Consider the following 16156-nt stretch of genomic DNA (forward strand, 5'->3'; position numbering starts at 1 on the left):
CTGGACCGGTGCAAGTCGGCCGACAGGAGCACCGCCACACCCTCGAAGTTAGCCGCGAAAAGCGCGATCCGCCAACCTTCATGTGACAGGCATCACAGGACGATCGGCGGATCGGCTAACTTCGGGACGCCCTTATTTCTGCGCGGAGGCCGAGGCCGAGAAGGTGCTGAGCAGGCAGATCACGCTCTGCGGGAACTGCTGGACGCAGACCTGCCCCGCGACATCGGCATTCTGCGCGGGAGCCGGTTCCAGCGGAACCGCGGAGGCGGTGGCGACGGCGGCCAGCGGCGCGAGCAGCAGGGCGCTCGCCAGGACTCCGGCACGGAAACGATTGCGCATGAGGATATTTCCTTCCAGGACGGTGACGGGGTGCACCATCCGTTTGCAGGATAGTGATATATGGACATTTCAGACAGGGGCGGAATACTCCTGTTCGGGACGCCCGGTGCTGCCGTAGCGCAACTGCATGCGCAGACCCCCCGTGGCCACCAGCGTAGCGAGATACCGCTGCGCGGTGGCGCGCGAAATACCGATCGCGGCCGACACCTGCGCGGCGGACATGGGCGCGGTGGCCCGCTGGACGGCTTGCAGGACAAGGTCTTTCGTCGGCGAGGCAACCGCCGCCGCCTGGGATGCGGCACTGCTCGGCAGCGCACTGGGCCGCAGCGCCAGCAGCGCGGCATCGACCTCGGCCGCCCCGATCTCCGGGGCCGACAGTATGCGGCGATAGCGGGCGTATCCGGCCAGCCGGGCAGCCAGCGCGGCATGATCGAACGGTTTCACCAGATAGCCCAGCGCACCCGCCGCCAGCGCCCCGCGCACCGTCTCGGATTCGGTTGCGGCCGTGAGCATCATGGCGTCGAACCGAATCTCGCGCACCAGCTCCACCCCGGAACCATCGGGCAGATAGACATCGACCAGCGCCAGATCGAACGCGGCCCGCTCGATCTCGGCCCGCGCGGCGGCCAAGGTGTTGGCGACCGCCCCGACAGTGAATCCCGGTAGCGCCGAGACGATTCCGGCATGCATATTCGCCACCCGGAAGTCATCGTCGACCACCAGGACCTTCAGTTCTCCGCGGCCCACGCCGGTTCTCCCTCGATCAGCACACCCGGCAACCGGGCAATGAACTCCGCTCCCCGCAGCGGTCTTTCCGATTCCGCCGACTCCCCCGCACCGGATTCCCCGGTACTCGCGGCGACGCCACCCGGATGCGCGAGCCGAACCTCGCCCCCGCGCGCCCGCGCCACCTGACGGGACAGCGCCAGCCCCACCCCGCGCCCACCGGGTACATCCCCGCCGGAACGCGTCGAAACCCCTTCTACGAAAATCGAATCCACCAATTCCGCGGTCACCCCGGCACCGCTGTCCGCGACCGCGATGTGCAGCGTGTCGCCCTCCTGCACCAACTCCACTTCGACGACCGGCGATACGTCCGGATCATCCCCCGGTTCGTGACCGCGCTCGGTGATCACCGCATCGGCGCTCGCTCGCACCGAACCACCGACAGCGGTGGATTGCGCACCCCCATCAGTGACGAGCTGCTCGGCCGCCGCGTCGATGGCGTTGTCGAGAAGGTTCCCCAGCACCGTCGTGACATCCACCGGCGCAGCGAGATTCGCGGTCACCCAGGTGTTGGGGCCGAGGCGGAGGTGGACGCCCTTCTCGCGGGCATGGGCGGCTTTGGCGGATAGGAAGGCTTGCAGGTAGGGGTCGGCGACGGCGTCGATGCCGGGCAGGGCCGCACCGAGGGGACCTGAGCCGAGGAGCTCGTCGAGGTAGTTCGCTGCTTCACCGGAGCGGCCGGTGTGCAGCAGGCCGCTCAGCAGGTGCAGGCGGTTGGCGAATTCGTGGCGCTGGGCGCGCAGCACGGTGCTCATGGAGCGGACCGCATCCAATTGGCGGGTAAGGGATTCCACATCGGTGCGGTCGCGGACGCTCAGGACCGCACCGAGCGGGCGGCCGTCCCGGGTGACCGTGCGGGCGGTGACGACGACGATGCGCTCCCCCACCGCGGCCTGCACGGGTTGGCCGTCGGCGGACCGGAAGGCTTGCAGCACACGGGGAGTCAGGCCGATGGCGTCGATATCCGCGCCGGGGGCGGCGGTGATGCCGAGCAGGCGGCGGGCCTCGTCATTGCTGACGGTGACGCGCCAGGCGGCATCGGCGGCGACCACGCCTTCACCGATGCCGTGCAGCACGGCATCCTGTTCGCGGACCAGTTCGGCGAGTTCCGACGGTTCCAGGCCCAGGGTCAGCCCGTGCCAGCGACGAGCCAGCAATACCGATCCGGCGATACCCGCCAGCAGTGCGCCGCCGATCAGCAGTCCGGCCCGGCGCAGATCGCGCAGCAGCTGTTCGCGCACGGCCGTGGTGGAGATGCCCACGCTCACCTCACCGACCACGCGACCGGTACCGCGTTCGAGCACAGGCACTTTCGCGCGCACGGATTCACCGAGCGTCCCGTGTTCGCGAATCACCACCTCACCGCCGGCGAGCGCCTTGGATGGGTCGGTGCTGACCATCTCGCCGAGCCGGGTGCGGTCCGGATGCGCCAGCCGCAGGCCCGCGTCATCGGTGATGACCACGAATAACGCTCCGGTGCGCAAGCGCGCGTCATCGGCGATATGCGCCAATTCGCCCTCGGCGAGCTCGTCTTCGAGTTGCGGTCCGGTCGGCAATGCGGAATTGCTATAACGTGCGACCTCGGTCCGCACCACCGGATCCGAGGCGACCGTGCGCGCGATGGCAAGCGCCCTTTCGCCGTACTCCCCCGACAGCCGCTGTCCGCTGACGTACGCGAATACGCCGAATGCCAGGCCCAGCGTCAATCCGACCACCGCGACCTGCAACAGCACGATCTGGGTTCGGAGACGAACCGAGCGGGGGCCGAGCGAGAACACGGGCGACAGTGTAGAGAACCCCCGGCAAACGCATGAGCAGAATGCGCGAAACGTCCGAATCGCTGCTTGTGCGGGTAGCGCGCACAACCGGGTCCGGTGTGACCCGGGACACGTAACTTCTGTCCAACGCCGCAGGGACGCGGCAGGAATACAGGAGTGGCAATGACAGATCCGCTGATTGAGCTCAGGGGCGCGACCAAGCGCTTCCCCGGGACGAACGGTGGCATTCACACCGCGGTGCGCGACCTGAACTTCACCGTCGCGCCCGGCGAGTTCGTCGCCGTGGTCGGCCCGACCGGCTGTGGCAAGTCCACCACGCTGTCGCTGGTCTCCGGACTCGAACCCGCCTCGGCCGGAAGGACTCTGGTGCGCGGCGCGGATGTGCGCGGCATTCCGGACGGCGTCGGCTACATGTTCCAGCAGGACGCGGTGCTGCCGTGGAAGACGGTGCTGGACAACGTGGCCCTGGGCCCGGCCTTCCGGGGCGTGCCCAAGAAGGCCGCCCGCGAGCGCGCCGCCGCCTGGGTGCGCACGGTCGGGCTGGCCGGGTTCGAGGGGTACTACCCCCATCAGCTCTCCGGCGGCATGCGCAAGCGGGTGTCGCTGGCGCAGACGCTGGTGAACGATCCCGAGATCATTCTCATGGATGAGCCGTTCAGCGCGCTGGACGTGCAGACCCGTCAGCTCATGCAGGACGAACTGCTGCGGGTGTGGTCCGGGACGAACGCGGCGGTCATCTTCGTGACGCACGACCTGGAGGAGGCCATCGCCCTCGCCGATCGGGTCGTCGTCATGACCGCTTCTCCCGCAACGGTATGCGGTGATTTCACGGTGAGCCTGGAGCGGCCGCGCGATGTCGAGGAGGTGCGGCTCACCGAGGAGTTCCGCGATCTCTACAAGGAAATCTGGGAAACGCTGCGCGATCAGGTCGAGGCGGCACGTAGTAAGGGAGCCTCCCGTGTCGCTTGATGTCCTGCCGCAGAATGTCGCCGCCACACCGGTTTTCGAATCCGAGGAGCAGATCCTCACCCGGGTGCGTAATCAGGCGCGCAAGAACAAGATTCGCACCTGGAGCCTGCGCGCCCTGCTGGTCGTGCTGTGGCTGGGGTCCTGGGAGCTGACCGCCTCGCTGTGGATCGATCCGTTCTTCTACTCCAAGCCCTCGCTCATCTGGGACCGGCTCGTCGAATGGTTCACCGAGGGCACGCAATTCGGATCCATCTGGTTGCAGCTCTACACCACGGTGCAGGAAGCGGTGCTGGGCTTCGTCATCGGCACCGTAGCCGGTGTGGTGCTGGGTGTGCTGCTGGGCCGTAGCCGGTACTGGGCCGATGTGCTCGCGCCATTCATCAAGGCGCTCAACGCCGTTCCGCGCATCGTGCTGGCATCGCTGTTCATCATCTGGTTCGGCCTGGGCCTGAGCTCCAAGGTGGCGACCGTCGTGGTGCTGGTGTTCTTCGCGGTGTTCTTCAACGCCTTCACCGGTGCTCGCGAGGTGGACGGCAATGTGATCAACAATGCCCGCATCCTGGGCGCGTCCAAGCGCCAGGTGCTCACCTCGATCGTGCTGCCGAGCGCCACCACCTGGATTCTGTCCAGCCTGCACACCGCCTTCGGTTTCGCGCTCATCGGCGCAGTGGTCGGCGAATACGCCGGTGCCAGCAAGGGTTTGGGCCTGCTCATCTCGAACGCGCAGGGCACCTTCGACGCGGCGGGCATCTACGCGGGCATGATCGTCATCACCGTGGTGGCGCTGGTCGCGGAGTGGATCATCGGCCTGGCCGAGGGACGCCTGCTGAAATGGCGTCCGTCGCAGGCGGCCGCGGGCCACGGCGGGATGTGAGCATGCGCTACCGCAAGAGCCTGGCGCTCATTCTGCTCGCCGTCTCCTCGCTGCTGCTGGCGACCGGCTGTCGTGATTCGCGCACCATTCCGACCGCGAACGGGCGACCGCAGCTCACCATCATGGCGGGCGGTCTGGAGAAGGTGATCTACCTGCCCGCCATGCTGACCCAGCAGCTCGGCAATTTCGAACGCAATGACATCGATGTGACACTGCTCGGCGAACAGTCCGGCGCGACCGCCGAAACCGCGCTGCTCACCGGCGATGTGCAGGCCGTGGTCGGATTCTACGATCACACCATCGATCTGCAGGCCAAGGATCAATGCCTGCGCACCGTGGTCCAATTCGCCGATGTGCCGGGCGAAGTGGAGCTGGTGTCCACCGCGGACGCGGGAACCATCCGCTCCCCCAAGGACTTCGCGGGTCGCAACCTCGGTGTCACCTCGCTGGGATCCTCCACCGACTTCCTCACCCAGGCGCTGGCCGGGCAGGAGGGCCTGAGCACCTCGGACTACACGCGGGTGAAAGTCGGTGCGGGACAGACCTTCATCGCGGGTATGAACCACAATGGCATCGACGCGGGCATGACCACCGATCCGACCGTCGCCAAGATGGTCAGCTCCGGTGATGCCCAGGTGCTCATCGATATGCGCAATGAACAGGGCACCCGGGCCGCGCTGGGCGGACTGTATCCGGCCGCCTCGCTGTATATGCGCTGCGAGACCGTGGACAGCCATCCGGAGATCGTGCAGAAGCTGGTCACCTCGTTCGTGCAGACCCTGCAGTGGATCAAGGCGCATTCACCGCAGGAGATCGCGGCGAAGATGCCATCGCAGTACGCGGGCGGCGATCCCGCGCTGTATGTGAAGTCGGTCGGCGATTCGATCAGCATGTTCAACGGTGACGGGCTGATGAAACGCGAAGGCGCGGAGAACGTGCTGCGGATTCTGGGGCAGTACTCGCGCAATGTGAAGCCGGTGCGGGATCGCATCGATCTCGATGCCACCTACACCAATCGGTTCGTGGAACAGGCGCTGCGGCCCGCCGCGCAGTAGCGCCCGATCCGAAAAGCCCCGTGCGACCGCGCATCCGATGAGGGGGATGCGGGATCCGCACGGGGCACTTCGATATTCGGACGCCGGTCAGCCGTAGCGGGCGTCCCGGCCGGGAGGTTCATCGCGAATACTCTTGCCCGGATGCACATTCCGGCGCTCCCGCTGCCCGCGCGCGATCTCGGTGGCGAGCGCGTCCAGCGGTTGCGCGAACGGCTGCACGGTCAGCGCCGCGAGCCACTCGCGGGCCGCCCGGGTGGCCTCGGGATCGATGGCGTAGATCCGGCGGGTGCCTTCGGCGCGCACGGTGAGCAGTCCGGCCTCGCGCAATACCTTGAGATGCTGGGAGACCCCGGGCTGCGAAATCGAGGTGAACCGTTGCGCCGCGGCGACAATCGCCCCGGCGGGGAGTTCGCCCGCACCCACCAGTTCCAGGATGAAGCGGCGCACCGGATCGCCGAGGGCGTCGAAGATTCTCGCCGGGGATGTGGCCATCAGGATTCCGCGCTGCCCTCCGGCTCGACCGTGTAGAAGGTGATCGTATTGTCCCGCGCCGCACGGGCTACGACGGGATCGTCACCGTCGGCGATGGCGGCCGCGGCCCAGCCCTCGGCGGCCGCGCTCACGAATTCGATGCCGGGCGGGGTGGTCGGAAAGGCCAGTCCCGCAGCCGGATCCACCGATGCGCCGGAGTCGATGTGCAGGCCCAGGGCCATCAGCGACAGATCCCAGCCGACGCCGACCGCGCCCGGGCCGTACTGCGTCCAGAATTCGGGGTCGACCGGAGCCTCGTGCACCAGTTCCAATGCGGTGCCATCGCCGTCGGGGGTGAGGCCGATGGTCAGCCACGATGTGACGGGACCCATTTCCCAGGTCACCGCGAAGCGCTCCGGAGCCTCGCACTCCTCGATGAGCCCGCCCGCATTGCCCTGGGTCTGATAGCGGCCGCCGGGCTTCAGCTCACCGGTCACCGGCAGGAACCAGCGCGGCAGCCGTTCCGGGTTGGTGAGCGCGTCCCAGAGATCGGCCTGATCGGTGGCGTAGACGCGGCGGGCGACGGCGGTGCGGGTCGGCTTACCGTCCCGCGCACCGGTCCGCACCTCGCGCACGACCAGTCCGGCGACGGCGATCGGGTCTTCGAGCAGGGCCATATCATCCTCCTTTATATAAGTGTGAACTTATACTACCCGGCGTCGAGTTGGCTCGCCGCTAACCTGGCCGCCATCTCGCGATGGCATCTTGATCTCGTGCACAAGGTTCTGCCCGATACCTGGTTCCACCGCCTGTGCGCGGGCATCTCCGACCGCCTGCCGTTCGGGCTCGAACGCTTCGCGCCACCGACCGTCGTGGGCTATCTGCTGATCAGCGCGGTGTGCTTCACGGCCGACATGATCGTGCTCACCCTCTTGCACGGCACCCTCGGCACACCGCTGCCGGTCGCGGTCACCACCGGCTACATCACCGCGTTCGGTTTGAGCTATGTGCTGAACCGCACGCTGAACTTCTCCTCGCACGCCGCGGTCGGACCGCAGCTCACCATCTATGTCGTCGTGGTCGTGGTGAACTACCTGGTCTTCATCCTGGGCGTCACCAGCGGATTGGCCACCATCGGCGTCGAATATCAGCTCGCCCGGGTGGCGGGCGGCATCGGCGAGGGCATCTATATGTACGCGGCTATGCGCTGGCTCGTCTTCCGCGGCGCAATGCATCGACCGTGAAGATGGCCAGGGCCAGCCAGATGAGCGCGAAACCGGCCCAGCGCGAGGCGGGCATATCCTCGTGACCGATCGCCACACCCCAGGTCAGCTGTAGCGCCGGGGTCAGATACTGCAGGATTCCCATGGTGGACAAGGGGACTCGCGGTGCGGCCAGTGCGAAGCACAGCAGCGGTATCAGGGTGACCGGGCCGGAGATCATCAGCAGCGCCGAATGCGAGACGCTGGAACCGAAGGTGGCGTTACCGGTGACGGCGAGCACCACCACGGCGATCACGGCGAACGGCGCGGCCGAAATACCTTCCGCGGCAAGGCCGGGCAGGGCATCGAGCCGGATCACCTTCTTGATGAGGCCGTAGGTGGCGAAGGAACAGGCCAGGATCAACGCGATCCACGGCGGGCGGCCGTAGTCGATGGTCAGCACGATCACCGCGGTCGCGCCCAGAGCCAGTGCGAGCCACTGCACCCGGCGCAGCCGCTCCCGAAAGATGATGACGCCGAACGCAACCGTCACCAGCGGATTGATGAAGTAGCCGAGCGCGCACTGCACGACCTGTTCGGACATGACGCCGTAGACGTACACGCCCCAATTGATGGACAGCGCAAGCGAAGCCGCCGCCGCCAGCCACCAGGTGCGGGCATCGATACCGCGCAACTCGCGCAGTCGGCCGGAGATCAGCAGGAGCAGCAGCGCCACGCCCAGGGTCCACAGAATCCGCTCGGCCAGCACCTCGACGGGGCTCGCGAATTTCAGCAGGCCGAAGAACGCCGGAAACAGGCCCCACATGAAGTACGCGCCGAATCCGAAGGCGACGCCCACCTGACCCGCCGAGCGCCCGGTGCTGACACGGCTGGATCGCGCGGCATCCGCCTGGGCGGCGGCGGGTCTGTCTGGCACCCATCAACGTTAGCCTGTGCAACGACCAGGCGACTATCGGATATTCGCCTTATAAGTCCCGCTCGCCGACGCGCTTCCGGCTTACCTGGGCAAACCCGGCTAACCGCACGCAAACCTCTAGGCTGTGAATCATGTCGATCACCGCACAGGCAGCGACGCCCGCGACCGGGCTCACCTCAGCGGAGGTGGAGCAAAGACGGCGCGACGGGCTCACCAATGATGTTCCCGAGCGGGCCTCCCGCTCGGTGCGAGATATCGTCAAGGCGAATATCTTCACGCGCATCAACGCCATCCTCAGCGTGCTTTTCGTCCTGGTGATCGCGACCGGATCGATCATCGACGGCATGTTCGGACTGCTCATCGTCGCGAACAGCGCGGTCGGCATCATTCAGGAGCTGCGCGCCAAGAAGACCCTGGACGAACTGGCCATCGTCGGCCAGGCGCAACCGGTGGTGCGGCGCGAGGGCAAGGCCACCGCGGTCGCACCGCAGGAGATCGTGCTCGACGACATCATCGAGCTCGGACCCGGCGATCAGATCGTGGTCGACGGCGAGGTCATCGAAGCCGAACTGCTCGAGGTCGACGAATCACTGCTCACCGGTGAAGCCGATCCGATCGACAAAACCGTTGCGGCCCCGGTCATGTCGGGCAGCTTCGTGGTCTCGGGCAGCGGCGCGTACCGGGCCACCAAGGTCGGCAAGGACGCCTACGCCGCCAAACTCGCCGATGAGGCCAGCAAATTCACCCTGGTCAAATCCGAACTGCGCAATGGCATCGACACCATTCTCAAGGTCATCACCTACCTGCTGATCCCGGCGGGCCTGCTGTCCATCTACAACCAGCTGGTCTCCAGTAAGGAATCCTGGCGGCCCGCCGTCAACGGCATGGTCGCGGCGCTGGTGCCGATGGTGCCCGAGGGCCTGGTGCTGATGACCTCCATCGCCTTCGCGGTCGGCGTGGTCCGGCTCGGGCGGCGGCAGTGCCTGGTGCAGGAACTGCCCGCCATCGAGGGTCTGGCACGGGTGGACGTGGTGTGCGCGGACAAGACCGGCACGCTCACCGAGAACGGTATGCGGCTCAGCGAGATTCGGGCCATCGCCGCGGACGGATCCGCGCCCGAGGGCGAATCATCCACCGCCTCCGAGGAATTGCGGCAGGTGCTCGCCGCCATGGCCGGTGACGATCCGCGCCCGAACGCGAGCGTGGCGGCCATCGCCGAGGCGCTCCCGGATAAGCCCGGATGGAAGCCGACCGGGATCGCGCCGTTCTCCTCGGCCAAGAAATGGAGCGGGTTCTCCTACGGGGAGCATGGCAACTGGCTGCTCGGCGCGCCGGATGTGCTGTTGGACTCCGATTCCGAAACCGCCGCCGTCGCACAGGAAATCGGGGCCAAGGGGTTGCGCGTACTGCTGCTGGCCAGCAGTGACCGGCCGGTGGACGCGGCCGACGCGCCGGGTCAGGTGACACCCGCCGCGCTGGTGGTGCTGGAGCAGCGGGTACGGCCCGATGCCAAGGAAACCCTCGAATACTTCGAATCGCAGCATGTGGCGACCAAGGTCATCTCCGGTGACAATGCCGTCTCCGTCGGCGCGGTCGCGGCCTCGCTCGGCCTGGCGGGCGGTGACGATCCGGTCGACGCGCGCAAGCTGCCGACCGATCAGAACGAACTCGCCGACGTACTCGATCACAAGACCGTCTTCGGCCGGGTGCGCCCGGATCAGAAGCGCGCCATGGTTTCCGCGCTGCAATCGCGCGGGCATACCGTCGCCATGACCGGTGACGGCGTGAACGATGTACTCGCGCTCAAGGACGCCGATATCGGCGTCGCCATGGGTTCGGGCAGCCCGGCCACCCGTTCGGTGGCGCAGATCGTGTTGCTGGACAACAGGTTCGCGACGCTGCCGTACGTGGTCGGCGAGGGCCGCCGGGTGATCGGCAATATCGAGCGCGTCTCGAATCTGTTCCTCACCAAGACCGTCTACTCGGTGGTGCTGGCCTTCCTGGTCGGCATCGCGGGCATCGGTTCGCAGATCTTCCACTACAAGGCGATCGGGTATCCGTTCCTGCCCCGGCACGTGACGATCGCGGCCTGGTTCACCATCGGCATTCCGGCGTTCATCCTCTCGCTCGCGCCGAACAACGAACGCGCGCGCACCGGATTCGTCGGGCGCGTCATGCGATTGGCGATTCCGTCCGGTCTGGTGATCGGCGTGATGACCTTCATCGCGTATCTGATCGCGTACAAGGGACCCGATGCGGGCGAGACCGCGAAGGTGCAGGCGGGCACCACCGCGCTCATCACGCTGCTGATCATCGCGGTATGGGTGCTGGCCATCGTGGCGCGGCCGTGGAACAGGTGGAAGATGCTGCTCATCGCGGGTTCCGTTGCCGGATACCTGATTCTGTTCGCGGTGCCGTTCACCCGGCACTTCTTCAAACTGGATCCGAGCAATATCGCGCTCACCACTTCGGCGATCATCTGCGGTGCGATCGGCATCGTGCTGGTGGAGGTGGCGTGGTGGGTGAGCGCCAAATTGCAGGGCGAGACACCGCATCTGCTGCCCGGCTCCCCCGGCGAAAACGACTGATCTTCACCGCATTCCGAGTCACGGCGGCGGCGCACCGATGCGGTGCGCCGCCGTTCTGTTAAACATCCAAACTGGTCGCATGGTTTGGCTCGCCGGTGAACTGCCTTGTCCCGGACCTTTTTTGACCAGCGGGGTACCTTGTGCCCCATGGAGGTCCTGCTGCATCAGATCGACGCGTTCGCCGACACACCGTTCTCGGGCAATCCCGCCGCGGTCATGCCGCTGCTGTGCTGGCTGCCCGATGAACTGCTGCAACATCTCGCCGAGGAGAACAATCTCGCCGAGACCGCCTTCTACACTTCGGCGCTACCCGCGGAGGCCGGTGCGGCACCGGACAACTCGCCCGCCTTCCATCTGCGCTGGTTCACCCCCGCCACCGAGGTCGACCTGTGCGGGCACGCCACGCTCGCCGCCGCGGCGCAGATTCTGGACGATATGCATCCCGGCGCGGATCGCGTGCACTTCTACACCCGCAGCGGCTGGCTCCGCGTCGACCGCGATCGCGATGATCTGGTGCTGGATCTGCCGACGGTGTCCTCGGTGGAGATCGATGTGCGCGAAGACATTCCGCGCGCACTCGCCGCGGCCTTGGGGGTCAAGCCGTTGCGCGCCTACGACGGCACCGATGTGGTGCTGCTGGTCACCTCGGAAGAGGAAGTGCGCCAGGCACATCCGGACTTCGCGGCATTTCCGAAGATGCCGCGCGGGGCGATCATCACCGCCGCCGGGGCCGAATCCGATTTCGTCTCCCGCTTCTTCGCACCCGGACAGGGCATCCCGGAGGATCCGGTCACCGGCTCCGCGCACGCGCAACTCACCCCGCTCTGGAGTCGCGAACTCGGCCGCACCACCCTGTCCGCGCGCCAGCTCTCCGCCCGCGGCGGCGCACTGCGCTGCACCCTCAGCGGCGACAGAGTCCGCCTGGCAGGCCGCTGCCGCCGCTACCTGGACGGCGTAGTTCGCCTGGCGGACTGAGGGATTCAGCCCGCCGAGCCCCTCTACACCGCCGCGCTATCGATTGACGATGGCGTCGGTGAGAGCCAGTAGATCGGCCTCCCGATAGCCCGGGTACCCGTGCAGCATGGCGCGCCACTCCGCCGGAATCGCCGACGCGCCCCAGCGCGCGCCCAGCAGGCCGCCCGCGATGGCGGCGGTGGTATCGGTATCGCCGCCCGCGCGCACCGCGAGTTCCAGTGCGGCGGGCAGGGTGTCGGCGTGGGTAATGGCCCACCACGCGGTCTGCAGGGCGTGCACCACCCAGCCGTTCTTGGGGAAGTCCGCGGGCGCACCGCATTCGGCCTTGTCAAGCAGCGGTCCCCAGAAACCCGCGTCCACCTTCGAAAGTGATTCGCGCACACCGTCATAGGTGCCGTACAGCACCGCGTGCCGGATGGCGCAGGTCCACAGTTTGCACGCCTGCATGGCCTGCATATCGTAGTGCGTGAGCGAGCTGACCACGGCCGCGCCCTTGGCGCAGTGCTCCTCGTCGTCGAGGTAGGCCAGCGCCACCGGCGCGGTGCGCATGAGCGAACCGTTGCCCGCCTTCAAACCCTCCAGATCGTGCGCGCGCACCTGCATCTCGCGCCCGGTCGGGCTGCGCCACTGCAGGACCTGCCTGGTCTGCATGCCGATATCGGCGGGCTTGGAATCCCACCAGATCAGGAATTCGGCCGCGACCGCGTCGAGTCCGGCCTCCTCGTGCAGATTCGGCACGCGCGCCGCCGCCCGGGCGATGGCGATCGCCATCGAGGTGTCATCGGTCCACTCGCCCGGCGCCCAGTTGAAACTGCCGCCGCCCTTCATCTCGATGACCACCTCGGGCCCGGGATGGGTGAACTCGTAACCCGCGCCCAGCGCATCACCCGCCGCCGTACCCAGCAGCACCCCGGCCGCCCGGTCCGCCTGCTCCGCGGTCAGTTCCATCAGTTCCCAGCCCCTCTCGATGAGCTCGCTGCCCTCACTCTCGCACGGACAGCTCTGCTGCCACGGTAGCTCTCACGCGACAGCGCTCGTGCCGCGGCCGGGAATGGTTGCGCTTCCTTGACGGGTGCGTGCCCGTCAAGGATTAGGGCAGATGTCCGATGGTGCCCGGATGCGGCCGCCCATAGTGTCGAGTCCGGGGGTGTACCGCCGGGTCTGTCCGTGCCCGCCCCCATGCCGGAATCAGCGAAAGATGTTGCCGCGCACTTCCGGTCGGGCGGAGTGGCGTGCGCGGCGGAAGAAGAGGACCACCCCATGACGCACACCAGCCGCCCGCGCACGATCCGTCGGACGGTCACGCTGCTCGCGACCACCGCGGCGCTCGGCCTCATCGTGGGATGTTCGAGTGATCCGACCTCGGGGCCGATCACGGTCAAGGGTTCACCGGCGCTCACCACCACGAGCGCGGCCGCGGCCAGCAGCACCACCACCGGCGCGAATCCGGGTGCGGCGCAACCGGGCGGCGGACAGCCGGGCGGTGCGGGACCGCAGGCGCAGCAGCAGCCGGGCGGCGCGCCGATCGACGAGCCGGGCCCCGCGCCCGATCCGGGCCCGGGCACCCCGCTCGGCACCGATCATTACGTGAAATGTACGGACAAGATCAATTACGCGGGTGACCCGCGCTCCAATGCCGAGATCAATCTCGAGGGTGAACGACACGGCGGTGATTGCCCCGCCCCGATAACGTCCGCCCCCTCGGCCGCGCCGTCCACTGTCGCGGCGACGACAACCGTTGCGACCCCCGCGGTTACGACCACCGTGAGCCCCGCGCCGGCCACCACGGCACCGGCGACCAGTGCACCCGCCGCCACCGAACCGGCGACCACGAGCGCGGCGAAATAGCGGGCGGCGCTAGACCTCCAGCTCCTCCTCGATGCCCCGCAGGCGGTGCCGCGCCATCGCGAGATTGGCGCGGCCCCGGTCCAGGGCGAGATACAGGAACAGGCCCTTGGACTTTCGTCCGGTCATGGGTCGGATGATGTGATACTGCGCGCCGAGGGTGATCAGAATGTCCTCGATATCCTCATTGATGCCGAGTTGATCGATGGTGCGCATCTTGGCGCGCACCACCTCGGTATTGCCGGCGGCGGCGACCTGCAGATCCAGGGCTTTGGAGCTGCCGAGCATGCCGAGCGCCATCCCGCTGTTGTAGTCGACCACGGCGGCGCCGACCGCGCCGTCGATCACCATCATGTCCTTCAGTGCGATATCCATGTTGGACATGGCAGTTCCTTTCAATCGGTGTTTCTCTTCGGGGTTTTCTTGACGTTGTTCGCCAATTCGGTCAGCTGATCGGCGATGGCGCGGGCCACCGGACGCGATTCCAGATGCAGGCGGCCCACATTCACCTCCGGACCCGCCAAAACCGTCAGTGAGGCCGTCCAACCGGCCGCATAGATGACCACGTATCCGCCGGAGCCGTGCACCACGACCTCGTGAAAGCCACCGCCGTGCGCGGTGGTGGCCAGCCGGTGCGAGAGCGACAGCTGGGAGGCGGTGAGCGCGGCCATGCCGGTGGGTTCGATATGCGGCGGCAGATCGTGTGCGATGAGCAGCCCGTCGGTGGAGGCCACCAGGGTGCCGGTCAGCCGAGGTACGCTGTCGCGCAACAACTTCAGCTGTGCCAGCAGCACCGTATTCGGTTCGGGTCGCGAGATCGCCACCTTTGTCATCCTTCTTCCCATCATTTCGCCGAGCCGCCTCCTGCGCGCGGTCACACCAGCTCCTCCAAGGCCGCCTCCCATTCCGTCCGCCGGGCCTGATCCGTTTGATCGAACGCGGCCGCTGTGCGGTCATGCCAGCTCCTCCAGCGCCGCCCGGACGCGGACGAGCACTTCACGGTCGATGGGTTTCCAGCGTTCCGGAGCGGGAGTCGTTGCCCCGGAACGCGCACGGCGGCGGGGAAGCTGTGCGGGCGGCTGCGAGGCCGCCGGTTCCGGATCCGATCCGGGTCCGCCGAGTGCCAGCGGCGGCAGGCGATCCGCCGCCGCCCGGCGCGCGTTCAGCGCGATCAACGGCGCGACCTGTGCGTCGGCGGCGTGGCGCGGGGCGGTGAGGCGCACGGGCGGTTCGATCAGCCCGGCCTCGGTGAGTTCGCGGACGGCGGTGAGACAGCCGTAGGTGGTGCGGCCCAGATACTCGGCCAGGGTGGTGATGCTGCGGCGCGCGTCGGCGGCGGCGAGCATTTCGGCCTGACCGCCGGTGAGCATGACGCGGCGTTTCGGAATGCGGCGGGCCGGGACCACGGGGGCGCGATCGACCAGCGTCACCGGCCACGGTCCGGCCTCGGGATCGCCACGGCGGGAGCACTCCTCGACGAGGGCGGGCGGTGCCACCTTGCAGACCGGAGCCAGCCAATGCGCGGGCGCGGGCTGGAATTCCGCGGGGGCGGGAGCGGCCAGCAGAAAGTAGGCGGCATCGAAAACCGAGAGCAGCGCCAAGGTTTCGAGTTGCGGCCGATGCAGCAGCGGACCGAGATCTCCGGTCTCGGCCCGCCGCCACTCCTCGGGGGTCGCCACACCCGCTTCGACCACCAGGCGATCGAGCCCAGTAGTCCGGCGGCAATCGGCGCAGGCGATCGTACCCTCGGCCAGATGGAATGCGCCATCCCCCGCGTGCAGTACTCCCGTCGAGCCTTCCGCAGCCAATCTCCGCAATTCACTTGCGAGTTCAGCGCTCATGACCGCCCTCGGTGAATTCGGCCAGAATTCCGCGCAGGCGGAAACGAGCCATACCGAGATTTCCCGTTTCGTCATCGAAGAGCACATGGACGAACAGTCGTCCGTCGAAGTCCCCCTTGATCAGATTCAACAGGTGGTACCCGCGAGTGCCGCAGACGATGATCTCCGAGATGTCATCACCGTCCGAGCCACTCGCCAGCGCCGGGCAGCCGAGCACCGCGCGCACCACATCGGTGCTAGCAGCGGCATCCTCGTGCTGATCGAGGGGGTCCTGTCGGCCCGCCCCCGCTACCGCGAGCCCGCTCGCACCATCTACCAGCGTCACACTGCGCGCACCTGGAATATCCATGATGCGCTGCAGGCAGCCGTCTATACCGATCACGCGTCACCGCTTTGTCAGATAAGCCTTTTCGAGTTCCAGACGCTACACACGCCCGCGACGGCCTGTACCCGGTTTGCGCGAGAATTACGCGTACCCAAAGCATTCCCCCAGTAA

General features: G+C 67.3%; 18 protein-coding genes. 7 read left to right on the forward strand and 11 right to left on the reverse strand.

Annotation, left to right across the window (positions count from 1 at the left end; genetic code table 11):
* Positions 1 to 132: 132 nt before the first annotated feature.
* From ACFC4D_RS19700 to ACFC4D_RS19710, 3 genes are read right to left on the reverse strand one after another with little or no spacing between them, the layout of a single operon-like run.
* Entirely contained in the window at positions 133 to 378 is a 246-nt protein-coding gene (locus ACFC4D_RS19700) for a hypothetical protein (RefSeq protein ID WP_376065184.1), read from the reverse strand.
* A 30-nt stretch (positions 379 to 408) separates the two neighbouring features.
* Positions 409 to 1086 (reverse strand): response regulator, encoded by a 678-nt coding sequence (locus tag ACFC4D_RS19705; RefSeq protein WP_376065187.1) that lies wholly within the window; start codon positions 1084 to 1086, stop codon positions 409 to 411.
* Entirely contained in the window at positions 1068 to 2903 is a 1836-nt protein-coding gene (locus ACFC4D_RS19710) for an ATP-binding protein (RefSeq protein ID WP_376065188.1), read from the reverse strand. The genes ACFC4D_RS19705 and ACFC4D_RS19710 overlap by 19 nt, the downstream gene beginning before the upstream one ends.
* Positions 2904 to 3065: 162 nt before the next feature.
* Between ACFC4D_RS19710 and ACFC4D_RS19715 the strand changes: the two genes are divergently transcribed.
* Genes ACFC4D_RS19715 through ACFC4D_RS19725 form a run of 3 tightly spaced genes read left to right on the forward strand, consistent with a single transcriptional unit; the run spans position 3066 to position 5801 of the window.
* The gene (locus tag ACFC4D_RS19715; protein WP_375968054.1) at positions 3066 to 3872 is read left to right on the forward strand and encodes an ABC transporter ATP-binding protein; all 807 of its coding nucleotides are present in this window, start codon (positions 3066 to 3068) and stop codon (positions 3870 to 3872) included.
* The gene (locus ACFC4D_RS19720) at positions 3862 to 4746 is read left to right on the forward strand and encodes an ABC transporter permease (protein ID WP_364643558.1); all 885 of its coding nucleotides are present in this window, start codon (positions 3862 to 3864) and stop codon (positions 4744 to 4746) included. Before ACFC4D_RS19715 ends, ACFC4D_RS19720 begins: the two co-directional genes overlap by 11 nt.
* Positions 4747 to 4748: 2 nt before the next feature.
* Positions 4749 to 5801: an ABC transporter substrate-binding protein gene (locus ACFC4D_RS19725; protein ID WP_376065190.1), complete on the forward strand. Its 1053-nt coding sequence runs from the start codon at positions 4749 to 4751 to the stop codon at positions 5799 to 5801.
* An 87-nt stretch (positions 5802 to 5888) separates the two neighbouring features.
* Here the strand turns inward: ACFC4D_RS19725 and ACFC4D_RS19730 are convergent, their stop codons facing one another.
* Together ACFC4D_RS19730 and ACFC4D_RS19735 are read right to left on the reverse strand one after the other, a co-directional pair.
* Positions 5889 to 6293: an ArsR/SmtB family transcription factor gene (locus ACFC4D_RS19730; protein WP_375968056.1), complete on the reverse strand. Its 405-nt coding sequence runs from the start codon at positions 6291 to 6293 to the stop codon at positions 5889 to 5891.
* Positions 6293 to 6949 carry an SRPBCC family protein gene (locus ACFC4D_RS19735; protein ID WP_375968057.1) on the reverse strand — a complete coding sequence of 219 codons (657 nt, stop codon included), beginning with the start codon at positions 6947 to 6949 and terminating at the stop codon, positions 6293 to 6295. The genes ACFC4D_RS19730 and ACFC4D_RS19735 overlap by 1 nt, the downstream gene beginning before the upstream one ends.
* Before the next feature lie 96 nt (positions 6950 to 7045).
* Here ACFC4D_RS19735 and ACFC4D_RS19740 point away from each other — a divergent pair, with 96 nt between their 5' ends.
* On the forward strand, positions 7046 to 7516 hold the full coding sequence (locus ACFC4D_RS19740; protein ID WP_376065192.1) for a GtrA family protein: 471 nt from the start codon (positions 7046 to 7048) through the stop codon (positions 7514 to 7516).
* On the opposite strand, the gene rarD is transcribed toward ACFC4D_RS19740, so the two are convergent.
* Positions 7473 to 8333 (reverse strand): EamA family transporter RarD, encoded by an 861-nt coding sequence (rarD, locus tag ACFC4D_RS19745; RefSeq protein WP_375968240.1) that lies wholly within the window; start codon positions 8331 to 8333, stop codon positions 7473 to 7475. The genes ACFC4D_RS19740 and rarD overlap by 44 nt on opposite strands.
* A 209-nt stretch (positions 8334 to 8542) precedes the next feature.
* Here rarD and ACFC4D_RS19750 point away from each other — a divergent pair, with 209 nt between their 5' ends.
* Both ACFC4D_RS19750 and ACFC4D_RS19755 read left to right on the forward strand, forming a co-directional pair.
* Positions 8543 to 10999: an HAD-IC family P-type ATPase gene (locus ACFC4D_RS19750; RefSeq protein ID WP_376065193.1), complete on the forward strand. Its 2457-nt coding sequence runs from the start codon at positions 8543 to 8545 to the stop codon at positions 10997 to 10999.
* 147 nt (positions 11000 to 11146) lie between these two features.
* Positions 11147 to 11974, forward strand: a complete 828-nt coding sequence (locus ACFC4D_RS19755; RefSeq protein ID WP_376065194.1) for a PhzF family phenazine biosynthesis protein — start codon at positions 11147 to 11149, stop codon at positions 11972 to 11974.
* Between the two features lie 36 nt (positions 11975 to 12010).
* Here the strand turns inward: ACFC4D_RS19755 and ACFC4D_RS19760 are convergent, their stop codons facing one another.
* Positions 12011 to 12922, reverse strand: coding sequence for an ADP-ribosylglycohydrolase family protein (locus ACFC4D_RS19760; protein ID WP_376065195.1), 912 nt, complete (start codon positions 12920 to 12922; stop codon positions 12011 to 12013).
* 312 nt (positions 12923 to 13234) lie between these two features.
* Here ACFC4D_RS19760 and ACFC4D_RS19765 point away from each other — a divergent pair, with 312 nt between their 5' ends.
* Positions 13235 to 13822, forward strand: coding sequence for a hypothetical protein (locus tag ACFC4D_RS19765; protein WP_376065198.1), 588 nt, complete (start codon positions 13235 to 13237; stop codon positions 13820 to 13822).
* Positions 13823 to 13831: 9 nt separating this feature from the next.
* Here the strand turns inward: ACFC4D_RS19765 and ACFC4D_RS19770 are convergent, their stop codons facing one another.
* The 4 genes from ACFC4D_RS19770 to ACFC4D_RS19785 form a co-directional block, all read right to left on the reverse strand.
* The gene (locus ACFC4D_RS19770; RefSeq protein WP_376065199.1) at positions 13832 to 14203 is read right to left on the reverse strand and encodes a hypothetical protein; all 372 of its coding nucleotides are present in this window, start codon (positions 14201 to 14203) and stop codon (positions 13832 to 13834) included.
* A gap of 11 nt (positions 14204 to 14214) precedes the next feature.
* Positions 14215 to 14652, reverse strand: coding sequence for a roadblock/LC7 domain-containing protein (locus ACFC4D_RS19775; RefSeq protein WP_364643589.1), 438 nt, complete (start codon positions 14650 to 14652; stop codon positions 14215 to 14217).
* A gap of 120 nt (positions 14653 to 14772) precedes the next feature.
* Positions 14773 to 15660: a hypothetical protein gene (locus ACFC4D_RS19780; protein WP_375968062.1), complete on the reverse strand. Its 888-nt coding sequence runs from the start codon at positions 15658 to 15660 to the stop codon at positions 14773 to 14775.
* On the reverse strand, positions 15650 to 15985 hold the full coding sequence (locus ACFC4D_RS19785; protein ID WP_375968063.1) for a hypothetical protein: 336 nt from the start codon (positions 15983 to 15985) through the stop codon (positions 15650 to 15652). Before ACFC4D_RS19785 ends, ACFC4D_RS19780 begins: the two co-directional genes overlap by 11 nt.
* Between the last annotated feature and the right edge of the window lie 171 nt (positions 15986 to 16156).

The organism is Nocardia sp. NPDC056000, from assembly GCF_042269265.1.
In the GTDB taxonomy this organism is placed as follows: Bacteria; Actinomycetota; Actinomycetes; order Mycobacteriales; family Mycobacteriaceae; genus Nocardia.

Bases quoted from the DNA above. Each gene is read 5' to 3' on its own strand.
- ACFC4D_RS19700 (WP_376065184.1), bottom strand. From the start codon at position 378: ATGGTGCACCCCGTCACCGTCCTGGAAGGAAATATCCTCATGCGCAAT.
- ACFC4D_RS19715 (WP_375968054.1), top strand. From the start codon at position 3,066: ATGACAGATCCGCTGATTGAGCTCAGGGGCGCGACCAAGCGCTTCCCC.
- ACFC4D_RS19725 (WP_376065190.1), top strand. From the start codon at position 4,749: ATGCGCTACCGCAAGAGCCTGGCGCTCATTCTGCTCGCCGTCTCCTCG.
- ACFC4D_RS19730 (WP_375968056.1), bottom strand. From the start codon at position 6,293: ATGGCCACATCCCCGGCGAGAATCTTCGACGCCCTCGGCGATCCGGTG.
- ACFC4D_RS19735 (WP_375968057.1), bottom strand. From the start codon at position 6,949: ATGGCCCTGCTCGAAGACCCGATCGCCGTCGCCGGACTGGTCGTGCGC.
- ACFC4D_RS19750 (WP_376065193.1), top strand. From the start codon at position 8,543: ATGTCGATCACCGCACAGGCAGCGACGCCCGCGACCGGGCTCACCTCA.
- ACFC4D_RS19755 (WP_376065194.1), top strand. From the start codon at position 11,147: ATGGAGGTCCTGCTGCATCAGATCGACGCGTTCGCCGACACACCGTTC.
- ACFC4D_RS19760 (WP_376065195.1), bottom strand. From the start codon at position 12,922: ATGGAACTGACCGCGGAGCAGGCGGACCGGGCGGCCGGGGTGCTGCTG.
- ACFC4D_RS19765 (WP_376065198.1), top strand. From the start codon at position 13,235: ATGACGCACACCAGCCGCCCGCGCACGATCCGTCGGACGGTCACGCTG.
- ACFC4D_RS19770 (WP_376065199.1), bottom strand. From the start codon at position 14,203: ATGTCCAACATGGATATCGCACTGAAGGACATGATGGTGATCGACGGC.
- ACFC4D_RS19775 (WP_364643589.1), bottom strand. From the start codon at position 14,652: ATGACAAAGGTGGCGATCTCGCGACCCGAACCGAATACGGTGCTGCTG.
- ACFC4D_RS19780 (WP_375968062.1), bottom strand. From the start codon at position 15,660: ATGAGCGCTGAACTCGCAAGTGAATTGCGGAGATTGGCTGCGGAAGGC.